This is a genomic window from Alistipes sp. i18-0019-D1 (assembly GCF_042852885.1).
In the GTDB taxonomy this organism is placed as follows: domain Bacteria; phylum Bacteroidota; class Bacteroidia; order Bacteroidales; family Rikenellaceae; genus Alistipes.
On record NZ_AP031424.1, the window covers coordinates 1,330,086 to 1,339,624 of the forward strand.

Genomic DNA, 9,539 nt, shown 5'->3' on the forward strand with positions numbered 1-9,539 from the left:
TATTAATTATATTTATTAACAATTTTATTCATTTTATGAAAAAAAGTACAGTAATGCTTGGGGCAATCTTTGGAACATTGTTGATGGGTTGCTCAGACGAGGAGATTGCGAATGTGGAAACCTCCTCACGGAATGCGATTGGTTTTAACGTGTTAAGTAATGCGGCGGAAACGAGGGCTACCCCTACTACCCCCGACAACTTGAAGAACACCGATTTCGACGTGTTCGCTTTTACGGGGGATGGTACTGCCTTCATGGGAAAGGTAGACACGGAATTTGGACATGACGGAGTGAAGATCGTGTACAAAAATGGTAAGTGGGATTATGACAATGCGAGCGACCTTCGTTATTGGCCTACCGAGGCTTTGGACTTTTACGCGTTCAATCCCGGAACGGTTAGTGAAGACATGATGGTGTTTTATAGTTGGGAAGCCACCAAGGATGTCCAAAAGATAAGTTATACCTGCATGGATGAGTATGGAGCCGGTACTCATGCAAACTACGACGTGATGTATGCCATGGCCAAAGGCCAGACAAAAGACATGAACAACGGAATAGTGAAATTTAATTTCAAACATATTCTGTCACAGGTCGTATTCAAAGCAAAGACCCAATACGATAACATGCAGGTGGACATCGACGTGATCAAGATTCATAATTTCAAATTTGCCGGCGCCTTCACATTGCCTGCGGCAGCCGATGGAACGGGAAGTTGGAGTTCGTCTGATTTAGTATTTCCACACGCATTTACCGTAGTGAAAAACGCAAACATCACGGTCAATAGCAATACCGAAGCTACCGATATTACCACAAATTCTCCTATGCTGAATATACCACAGGAGCTGACTGCTTGGACTGTTTCCGGAGCCAGCAAAACCAAGAAGGGTGCCGACGATGCGAAGCAATGTTATCTGGAGATCGCCTGCAAAATCCGGCAGTCCGGAGCTTATCTGTTGGGTTCAGCAAGCGAATACAAAACAATTTATGTTCCGTTCGGAGATACATGGGAACAGGGCAAGCGTCATATCTACACGTTGATTTTCGGTGGTGGTTATACTGATCAGGGAGAGGCTGTGTTGAATCCGATCCAGTTTGATGCAGAGACAACAGGCTGGGTTGATGCAAATAGCAACGTAAACGTTAAACCTTAAACAAAAAGTTTATCAATATCGTACCCGTTGGCAGGTTAAACATACGCAAGATTAATCCCGCCAACGGGTTCTTTATAGGGAATCGCATTTTCAATATACTTTTTGATGTGTAGGGGTGCTTTTTGCGTACCTTTTTCCTGGAGAATTTCTTTTGTGGAGTGTTTGCCCTGTATATTCCCGATACGCTGTTATAGCAGGGAACTGTTTTTATCCAAGTAGTCAGATATAGCCTCTTGCAATACCGATTTTAGCGAATCGCCTTTGCGGATCGCGATCAGCTTTAAGTTCTGGTGATAGGTTTCGTCCATGACAAAATTACAATGCACGGTTTTCGCTTTCTTCGGCTTTTGAGCCTCTTTTTGCCCGGCCGTGGATTGGATCAGGCTGTCTAATCCCCCGGTCAGCCCGGCCGACATACTGTTTTTTAAATCGTTCTTCTTTGCCATATGGTTACTTTATTTCTGTTAGCAGTTCGTTACATACCTTTTCGTAGTCCTCTGCCCCGGCAGATTTGGGGGCATAGTGAAAAATATCCTGCCCTTGTGTCGGGGCTTCGGCCAGCGTAATGGCGTTGCGTATATGGGTGCTGAACACTTTGCCCTGGAATGTTTCCTGTACCAGTTCCGAAACGCTCTTGTTCAGGTTCTTTCTTCCGTCGTACTGGGTTATCAGAACCCCGGCTATCGAAAGATCCGAGTTCAAACGTTGCTGCACCTTGTGGACGACCTGCATAAGTTTGGCCATTCCACGCATTGCCAGGAATTGAGCCTGAACCGGGATAATCAACCGATCCGAGGCCGTCAGTGCGTTAAGCGTGAGCAGCGACAGCGAGGGGGGACAGTCGATCAGGATATAATCGAATTTCTCCTTTTGGCCCTTGATAAGGTGGGCTAAGATAAGCTCCCGTCCGGCCTCGTTGATTAACTCCGTTTCAACGGCCGAGAGATCCAGGCAGGAGGGAACGACGCTAAGGCCGTCCTTATGCTCGTAGATCGGCAGGTCGTATTCGCCTTTCATCGCACCGTAGATCGTTTGGGGAAGCTCCGCAGAGAAGCCCAGCGATTCGGTCAGGTTGGCCTGCCCGTCAAGGTCGATCAAAAGAACCTTGTACCCTTTTTGACGTAACGCACCGCCCAGGTTGATCGTGGTTGTGGTCTTTCCTACTCCCCCCTTGTGATTCAATACGGAGATTACTTTTGCTTTGCTCATAAATTCAGTTTTTTAAATGGTTGTCATGTCCGCAAATATAGTCAAAATACTAATATACTAAAAGACTAAAAGTAGTATTTTCGTTTTTTGCGTGTTTTTTGTACCGATCGGGGAAGCGTACCGAAATAAATCCTGTTTCCGTCTTTCGGTACGTTTTGTTTCTGTACCGGAATTAATCAAAGACATATTAAACGAAAGAAATCAAACAACGGTAGATAGCAAACGGCGTAACCTCCCCTAAAGGTCGGTTAGCCACCAAATATTATATTTAGAATGAAGAAACGGGACTATAAGGAGCAAGAACGACAACGGCGCTATTATTTCTTCGACTACCTGTTCTGGTTGGGAGAAATGGCACAGAGGCATTACAAGGGCGAGCCAAGACGCCCCGACGGGGAGTCCATGCTGATGCTTTGCATCATGATATTTATCTATGAGCCGATCTTCCTTACAACCGCTCATTTCCTTTTCGACTCCACGGTATTTGAGTGGTTTACAGTCGCCATGATAGCCGGAATCGTCGCAATTCTCCACTATCTATCGAATGGTCGGATATACCCGTTTTCACGAAGGGAAGCGGTCATGCAGCACTATGAGGGACGCAGGTTCAGCCCCTTCAGATGTTACTTCTTCCTGTTCTCCCTCGGCTTTCTGATGATTGCCGAAATGTACCTGTTGCCAAGCACACTGATGCGGATAGACGGGCGCAAGGCGGAGCCGGTGGAGAACACACGGACGGAAGTTCCGCAAAGGTGGAGGGATTACCTTGCGCTGCATATCACGGTAGGAGCCCGTCAGGAAGTACCCAGCGAAGCCTTGCAATATCTGATTAATCAGGACGGTCGCACATCCCGATACGGGCAACCGGTCTATGTCATGCAGGTAAGGGAGGAAGATATGGGAGGAGAGTTCCGTGTAGGGCTATTGAACCATGCCACCTTTGATGAAATCCAAGACGGCAGCCAGAAGTTTGTCGAATGTACATGGGTCAAGGGATATACGCCGGACAGCATAAGGGTACTGCTGACCGGGTGGTACGAGGTGAGAAACACCGGGCTTTGTCCGGTGGACTCTCTGGAATGGACGGAAGATACGGAATTTTAAAACCTACAAAAGTATGAAAAGAGCAGAAACAGGAAGACCTCATTTATTTCGCTTGATTGCGATGATACATAAAACCGCATACATCCTTGCCTACGATATGCTGCGAAGGAAAGGGGGGCATGATTGGGTGGAGCGTCGGGCTGGTGGGATAATTGGACTTCCCTATCTCTCATTAATTTTGGTGGCATTACTTACGCTAAAAGACGACCCGAATAACGGTCAGAAAATAGTTACCGGCATATTGATCGGATGGGCGGTTGTCGCAGCATGGTGCATCTCCGGATTTCAGTTCAAACCTTCTGATTGGAGAATGGAAATCCGAGAAGAACTTGATTTGCGTCCTCTATATTGGAAAAAGGCGATAGAGGTGTACTATGCCGTTGTCATTGCAGTGGCGGTAGTGGCAGGCATTGTCATGCCCAATGTATAAATCCGAAGTGAAACATTAGTGGGAAATTCGCTACGGTCAGGGCGATGACGATAAGGACTATTTTGGCGAGCTTCCTGCCGGAGTGTTTCATCTTTCCGTAATATTTACGGAGCGCTTCACGCCGCCCGGCTGTGTAACGGAGCTGGCAAAATAAGTCGGGAAGAAAGCAAAGAATCATTACTATGGCAAAAGCAATTATCCAACTGAAAAGGCGAAATAGTAGCGGTATTCCAAGCGGTATGGTTATGGCAAACAGCCAGCATAGGAAAAGCAACATTCTCCCATTGAGATTGTTATGCTCTCGCTCGCTCCATTTTTCGGCTACATACCACATATAGTCGATGAAGCAGAACCGGTATTTGCGATTGTCCTTATCCATGCTCTCACCTCCATACAAAGAAATCGACCAATATGAGGATAATCAGAACGCTGACCAGCACTATCTTAATCCGTCGGCGTGTTTCGGGTTTGCAATCATCAAAGAACCATAGCTTTCCATGAAACTGCCACTCACATGCCCATTTCCAACGGAACAGCAACCCTGCAAGCCATAGGGCAAGCAACCCGACACCAAACAGCAACCCGTATTTAGGGTGAGCCTGCAACCACTCGAAAAACGCTTCCGCCTTGCTGTTCATAGCTTCGTATATATCGGTAACTTTCATTGCATAATTATCATTTGTCATACCATAATTCAATATACCAATCGCCCTCAATGTGTCTTGATGCCATACCGCCCGGTGCATCCGGATCATTCCTAACAAGCTCAATCAGGTCGTTCAGTTCCCAATTGACCGCATAGGTTGAGTCCTCCGCGAACCTGTAAGCATACTGCTTGTCCACACTCGGCCCGACAGACCAACCGGCAGAATAGTAAATGATAGAGATGCTTGGAACAATGGTGTCGGGCAGTTCCTCAATGGGAGGAATTGAGCTAAAATCGCCATGTTCAATCTGCCACAAAGTATGCCGGCTTTTGAAATACAATCTCCTACCACCCACCGATGCAAGCAGGGAATCAAGACGCGTGCATTTTTCATTGCCAAGACTTGACAAACACAATGAATCCGTTGCGCTCCCGATTGGATAGAACGGAGGGTAAATGTCGCCATACGGGCAATTCAACAGAATTTCGGTTATTTCATTAAACGCATCTTCATGGGCATAGAAATTATGAATCATATCCTCGTCAGACGGAGGATTGAAACCTCTGTTGCCACACCCTACGGCAATGAAAGCCACTACAGTTGCCGACAATAATACTTGCAGAAATCTACTCGCCATAGCCGATAATCGTGATTCCGAACGCAAAAATAATGTTTTTCGTCCACTCAATCACCACGTTATGCCGAAAAACAATGTGCCGGATGTCCTTTGTCTGCCGCAAAAACAGTATTTTTGCGAAAACGAAAAGCGAAGAAGGGTTTCAGACGGAAATATAAGTTCAGTATAATAGACTACCTGTATTATACGGGTAGCATACGACGCATCCACAACAGGTGGTCTATGCCGTTGGATGCTATCTTCTTGTGGGTTTTCGCTGTTGTCCCTTCGCTTCTTATAATAAGATTCCTATACTGGGTAATACCGTTGTGGCTGCCGTCAGCTTTGTCTGTCGGTTGGGTCTGGGCAACAGTAGAGGTGTATTCAAAGATTGAAAAGAAGTACTTTACCAAAGCGAGGGAGCGTGCCTATTACCGCCGGTATCCTGAAAGGAAAGATAAAAACTATTTCTGGCTTCAGTTACTATTGCCGCTTGGTCTGTTTCTGATTAATTTGGGCATAGCCTATTGGCTTTTCTTTGTGTATCAATGAGCGGGAAGAATGGTAATAGTTTATGGTTCTGATATTTTAAAATTTAGACAATGAGCAAAATTCCAACGATAATTGTGATAATGTTATTATGCGGTTGCAGTTCCATGAAACACTACGGCGTGTTTCAATGTGACAATGGCAACGATTATGTCAGCGAGGGATTGTACCGTATCGTGGACAAGCGAGGGCGTATCGGGTACGCGGACGAAAGCGGCAGGACGGTCATCAAGCCCCGCTTCGCCTTCGGCTTCCCATTCGAGAACGGCAAGGCAAAAGTAACCGACAAGGGAGAAATGAAAGAAGTGCCGGGTTCGGACGGAGAATACCACTATTGGAAAAGCGACGAATGGTATTACATCGACAAGAAAGGGAATAGAAGTGAAGAAAACAGACAACAATAGTCTTACTTGAGAGACTTGAAAATGCCGCAAGGGAAACCGATTTGGGTTTATGGATGAACGAGACAATACATGCGTCAGATACATAGATATTTATCGTTTCGAAACACGGACGGGAGCTTGAAAGGCTTTCTAAAAACATCCCTGCTGTGCGATGATGCTTCTCAAACGGGACAAGTTTTCTGCTAGGGCAGTCTTCACGGAGAGCAGGTAATTCCTGCGCCCCCCCTTCCGTGCCGGAATCCATCACGATCTCGGAAATGCCGGCATCCCATTCCGAGGGAAAAAGCTTGTAGCCGGTATGTACTTGTCTTGCCAGACGGTTGTGAATCACTTGATAGTAGAGCGAGCCTTCCTTCATCTCGACGGAAGAGGCACGGAATTTAACTTTTATTGTTGCCATGAATATATCTGTTATTTAATTTTTCACCTGAAAACTAATCCCGGGGAAACCATTGCATGAATATTCATCTGCCTTTAACACATCTAAAAGCAAAAAGTCCCTTGGCGCACCGGCGTCACAGGAACTTTTCACATATAAAAGACACATGTTCTTTCACTGTATGCGTATATATTCCGAATACCTGATTTCCACATACGGGTTGTCACTGGAAATGGACTGATGGATAGCCTTTACACGCTTCCAGAACCACCATCCCTTGTATTCTACCCAAACCGCCTGATTGAGGGTTACCGGAACTTTGATGTCGCCTTTGAGCCGTTTGTTCTCGATCAACCCGGTAAGTTGGATATACGGTGTAACCATCTCCACCTTCTGCCGCAGCAGTGGAACGGTATCACGGATAATGAGCGTGTCACGGATGGCGGCATCTATCGGGGCTTTCACTTCGACTTCATGCCGTGCAGCCACTTCGAGGTTCCTGATTTTCACGCCTAGCCTTTCGATGGTCTCGGCATCCTTGGCACGGAACTCTTTATACTCATCTATAGTCAGCCGCAATGCCTTGGCATCGAGGACCATCGTCGCTGAATCGATCTGCATCCGCTTCACATCGGAAAGCAGTGCGGTGCTGTTCATGCGGAATCGGTCGCGTTCTTCCGTGAGGCGTATTGTCCGCCGGTGCTGCAGCCAGAGGATGCTACAGAGCAGCAACACCGTTGCCAGAAGTATTCTGTTTAATCTACTCATATGATACTGATTCTTCGGGGATGAACCACAGAAATTCATCCATATAGATTTCTTCCAACAATACAAGGCCGCCCCGGTTCTTTTTTCGGTTCTGCGGGAGGTCTTCAACGACCAGTCCACGGCGACCGACCAGTTCGTCCAACCTCATTTCGGAGAGTTCAGGCGAAGCGATGATGGTAACGTATGCATTCTTTTTCATAACTGGTCTTTCCATGATGTTTTTACTTGTGCGTTCCCTGACATTTGAGAAGTTCACGGATATCGGCACGGATTTCGTGCAGGTCATTCTGTACCGTGTTGAGCTGCATCATGGTTGCCTCGAACACGGACTTGTCCAGCTTCATGGCGTTGATACGGTCATACTGGTTCTTGATTTCCACTTCCAAACCGATACATTTGGTTTCCAGTTCTGCAATTTGGGCGGTGTTGTTGACATGCTGTATGTACAGTGTCAGCGAGAACGAGAGTACCACGACAATGAGCTTGAAGTACTTCATTACAAATTCTTTGAGTTGTTCCATATCTTATTCCATTAAAAGTGAGAATGCGTCCCTGATAGCCCTCAGCAGAGTCTCGGCTGCCGCACTATCCCGGAACCCATAGATGACAAGCGCGATCATCATCGCCAGATAGACCCACCAGGCGATTTCTTCCTTAGTGATTTTACGTTTCCGCTTCGCCATCTTTTACAGGATTTTGGGGTACGATTACATTGAAGATAACATTGCCGTCGCTGCCTTCGATACGCAGGCGGTTCTCCTCCTTGTGCCTGATGGGGAAGATATCCATCAGCGCCTTGGCGGCATTGACCGACACGGCCCTGAGCGGTGCCGGAGAGAGCGGCACACCGAAACGGTCTGTATAGTCCGAAGTGGCCGTCTCGTCCATGATTGCCTTGAGAGTCTCGGTCACCTGCAGCTTTACAGCCATCGTCTCCATCTCGAACCGTTCCGAGGAGAGCAATGCCTTGATATGTGCCAGCACATGCGGTTTGTTCATCAGGTAATTGGCCGAAGCATACGGGTTCTTCACCGTATCCTCACCGAATACCTCCACAAAGCATTTTTTCGGCCGTCCGGCATATTCCAGCCCGCCGTTCACATAGAGGTTGCAGAATTGCAGCTCCTGCTCCGTGAGCGGTTTCTCTTCCGGCCTATCCTGCGTGTTCGTTATCTTGTCTGACATCGGTTCTTCCTTCCTTTTCTGAAAGAGTAGCGGGTTTGTATCCCGGAGGTTTTACAAAATCCGCCTTTTCATTGAGCAACTGCTCCATTAATGCGTCATAGAATACCTGGGCCAACGCATCGGCACACGCCTCCGCATCCGCTAGCGAGTTGATGAGCCGCAGGTTGAACTTGATTTCCAGGTCGTAGCCCGATATGAACGCCATCAGTTCGTTCCCGTCATAGCCCAGCGCCCCGTAGGTCATCCGGTCCGCCGTACGGAATGTAATGGTCTCGGGAATCTGTTCCCGGTCAATGCCTTGGGCTTCCTTATTCGTGTCCATACTCATATCTTGAAATATTTACGGGTTTTCTCTTTCTTCTGTGTAGCGATTGCCGCCCCTTCCGTCTGGCGCAGACGGGAGGTATAGACCCCCAGGATGTCAAGCGTGGCCGTCACATCCGCAGCCGCATCGTGGGCATCGTCCAGTTCCACCCCCAATTTTGAGGCTACCAGTTCCAGTTTATACGAAGTAACCTCCGGATCAGCGGCAAAAGCCAACCGTCCCATGACAAGCGTGTCGATGTAGTGCGGCTGGAAGTTGCCGTAATAGTCCTTGGTACCGGAAAAGGTCTTTTCAAACTCGGCGGCCAGTCCGGCATAGTTCATCAGCTGTTGCAGGAATCCGATATCGAAAGCGATGTTCTGTCCGACCAGCACGGGCTTGCACTGATAGCCCTTCGAGAGGGTGCTGCGTTTGGCGAAGGCGATGACATCTCCGGCGACTTTCTTCATGTCCACACCCTGTGTGCGCAGCATCTCCATGGTAATGGCGGAATAGTCCAATGCCGTCTGTTCGTACTTCATCGGGACATATTCCGGTTCTTTCGCCTGTTCATGGCGGGTACGCAACACCTTGCGTCGGGGAAGCCCCGCGTCCTGTTTCCCGTAGGGGGCGATATACGCCTGATAGCGGTCGAATACCTGCCATGTGTCGAAACGGACGGCTTGCAGGGCGATCTGTGTACAGGCGCATTCACGGCAGTCCAGCCCTCCGGTCTCGAAGTCCAGCCCGATGCCTACATATATCTTCTGTTCTGTCTTGGGTGCCATATCTT

The 9,539-nt window shown here is 47.9% G+C and carries 16 protein-coding genes; 4 read left to right on the top strand and 12 right to left on the bottom strand.

Going from position 1 to position 9,539, the window contains the following annotated elements; translation table 11 throughout:
* Positions 1-35 precede the first annotated feature (35 nt).
* Positions 36-1,151, top strand: a complete 1,116-nt coding sequence (locus ACGHP5_RS05425; RefSeq protein ID WP_368136990.1) for a fimbrillin family protein — start codon at positions 36-38, stop codon at positions 1,149-1,151.
* A gap of 188 nt (positions 1,152-1,339) precedes the next feature.
* Here the strand turns inward: ACGHP5_RS05425 and ACGHP5_RS05430 are convergent, their stop codons facing one another.
* Positions 1,340-1,597, bottom strand: a complete 258-nt coding sequence (locus tag ACGHP5_RS05430) for a hypothetical protein (protein WP_005648607.1) — start codon at positions 1,595-1,597, stop codon at positions 1,340-1,342.
* 4 nt (positions 1,598-1,601) lie between these two features.
* A complete protein-coding gene (locus tag ACGHP5_RS05435; protein WP_005868802.1) occupies positions 1,602-2,360 on the bottom strand; it encodes a ParA family protein in 759 nt (252 codons plus the stop codon).
* 273 nt (positions 2,361-2,633) lie between these two features.
* Here ACGHP5_RS05435 and ACGHP5_RS05440 point away from each other — a divergent pair, with 273 nt between their 5' ends.
* Together ACGHP5_RS05440 and ACGHP5_RS05445 are read left to right on the top strand one after the other, a co-directional pair.
* Positions 2,634-3,464 carry a hypothetical protein gene (locus tag ACGHP5_RS05440; protein WP_009316574.1) on the top strand — a complete coding sequence of 277 codons (831 nt, stop codon included), beginning with the start codon at positions 2,634-2,636 and terminating at the stop codon, positions 3,462-3,464.
* A 13-nt stretch (positions 3,465-3,477) separates the two neighbouring features.
* Positions 3,478-3,894, top strand: a complete 417-nt coding sequence (locus ACGHP5_RS05445) for a hypothetical protein (protein ID WP_009316573.1) — start codon at positions 3,478-3,480, stop codon at positions 3,892-3,894.
* Here the strand turns inward: ACGHP5_RS05445 and ACGHP5_RS05450 are convergent.
* From ACGHP5_RS05450 to ACGHP5_RS05460, 3 genes are read right to left on the bottom strand one after another with little or no spacing between them, the layout of a single operon-like run.
* The gene (locus ACGHP5_RS05450) at positions 3,878-4,273 is read right to left on the bottom strand and encodes a hypothetical protein (protein WP_018665652.1); all 396 of its coding nucleotides are present in this window, start codon (positions 4,271-4,273) and stop codon (positions 3,878-3,880) included. The genes ACGHP5_RS05445 and ACGHP5_RS05450 overlap by 17 nt on opposite strands.
* A 4-nt stretch (positions 4,274-4,277) precedes the next feature.
* Entirely contained in the window at positions 4,278-4,559 is a 282-nt protein-coding gene (locus tag ACGHP5_RS05455; RefSeq protein WP_009316572.1) for an Imm17 family immunity protein, read from the bottom strand.
* 10 nt (positions 4,560-4,569) lie between these two features.
* Complete coding sequence (locus ACGHP5_RS05460; RefSeq protein ID WP_009316571.1) at positions 4,570-5,178, bottom strand: DUF4948 family protein; 609 nt, start codon at positions 5,176-5,178, stop codon at positions 4,570-4,572.
* Positions 5,179-5,813: 635 nt separating this feature from the next.
* On the opposite strand from ACGHP5_RS05460, the gene ACGHP5_RS05465 reads away from it, so the two are divergent.
* The gene (locus ACGHP5_RS05465; protein WP_018665654.1) at positions 5,814-6,110 is read left to right on the top strand and encodes a WG repeat-containing protein; all 297 of its coding nucleotides are present in this window, start codon (positions 5,814-5,816) and stop codon (positions 6,108-6,110) included.
* 553 nt (positions 6,111-6,663) lie between these two features.
* Here the strand turns inward: ACGHP5_RS05465 and ACGHP5_RS05470 are convergent.
* From ACGHP5_RS05470 to ACGHP5_RS05500, 7 genes are read right to left on the bottom strand one after another with little or no spacing between them, the layout of a single operon-like run.
* Positions 6,664-7,257 carry a DUF6549 family protein gene (locus ACGHP5_RS05470; protein WP_008860767.1) on the bottom strand — a complete coding sequence of 198 codons (594 nt, stop codon included), beginning with the start codon at positions 7,255-7,257 and terminating at the stop codon, positions 6,664-6,666.
* On the bottom strand, positions 7,250-7,456 hold the full coding sequence (locus ACGHP5_RS05475; protein ID WP_008860768.1) for a hypothetical protein: 207 nt from the start codon (positions 7,454-7,456) through the stop codon (positions 7,250-7,252). Before ACGHP5_RS05475 ends, ACGHP5_RS05470 begins: the two co-directional genes overlap by 8 nt.
* 22 nt (positions 7,457-7,478) lie before the next feature.
* Complete coding sequence (locus ACGHP5_RS05480; RefSeq protein WP_129614700.1) at positions 7,479-7,778, bottom strand: hypothetical protein; 300 nt, start codon at positions 7,776-7,778, stop codon at positions 7,479-7,481.
* 3 nt (positions 7,779-7,781) lie between these two features.
* Complete coding sequence (locus ACGHP5_RS05485; RefSeq protein ID WP_008860769.1) at positions 7,782-7,940, bottom strand: hypothetical protein; 159 nt, start codon at positions 7,938-7,940, stop codon at positions 7,782-7,784.
* The gene (locus tag ACGHP5_RS05490) at positions 7,921-8,442 is read right to left on the bottom strand and encodes a hypothetical protein (RefSeq protein WP_009316566.1); all 522 of its coding nucleotides are present in this window, start codon (positions 8,440-8,442) and stop codon (positions 7,921-7,923) included. Before ACGHP5_RS05490 ends, ACGHP5_RS05485 begins: the two co-directional genes overlap by 20 nt.
* On the bottom strand, positions 8,411-8,770 hold the full coding sequence (locus ACGHP5_RS05495) for a hypothetical protein (protein ID WP_009316565.1): 360 nt from the start codon (positions 8,768-8,770) through the stop codon (positions 8,411-8,413). The genes ACGHP5_RS05490 and ACGHP5_RS05495 overlap by 32 nt, the downstream gene beginning before the upstream one ends.
* Positions 8,767-9,534, bottom strand: coding sequence for a PolC-type DNA polymerase III (locus tag ACGHP5_RS05500; RefSeq protein WP_390461216.1), 768 nt, complete (start codon positions 9,532-9,534; stop codon positions 8,767-8,769). Before ACGHP5_RS05500 ends, ACGHP5_RS05495 begins: the two co-directional genes overlap by 4 nt.
* Positions 9,535-9,539: the final 5 nt, after the last annotated feature.